Source organism: Luteimonas panaciterrae, assembly GCF_020511115.1.
Taxonomy (GTDB): domain Bacteria; phylum Pseudomonadota; class Gammaproteobacteria; order Xanthomonadales; family Xanthomonadaceae; genus Luteimonas; species Luteimonas panaciterrae.
Genome location: NZ_JAJAVH010000107.1, coordinates 1 through 380, shown reverse-complemented (window position 1 = coordinate 380; position 380 = coordinate 1). Strand labels below are relative to the sequence as shown.

Genomic DNA, 380 nt, shown 5'->3' with positions numbered 1-380 from the left:
GAATGCAGGCCCGTGCCGATGCCCAGGGTCTTGCTGTTGAAACCGAAATAGTCGCGGGTCACCGTGGTCGCGTACGACACCGACCACTGTCGCCATTCCAACGCCAGAATCGCCTCTCCATAGTCATAGGGGGTGCCGGTAGTGCTCATCTCTGCTCCCGGATAACGGTAGTAGTAGAGTCCCGCCCGGTACTGCACCACGCCGTAGCTACCGGCATATCCGCCGTAAAGATCCCACTCGATATGCCCGTCCTCGACGAAGTACGGACTGATCGTCGACATCCACGTCCCGGCATACCAGCCATTGGCAGCGGCGACGTCCACTCCGCCCTGTAGTGCGGGCCTGCCCCAGCTCTGGTCAAACCCCCGCGACACATAAGT

The 380-nt window shown here is 61.1% G+C and carries 1 protein-coding gene; it reads right to left on the bottom strand.

The annotated features are described in order from the left end of the window. A partial coding sequence (locus LG367_RS18470; protein ID WP_319004044.1) for a TorF family putative porin occupies positions 1 to 323 on the bottom strand: 323 nt, incomplete at its 3' end. Positions 324 to 380: the final 57 nt, after the last annotated feature.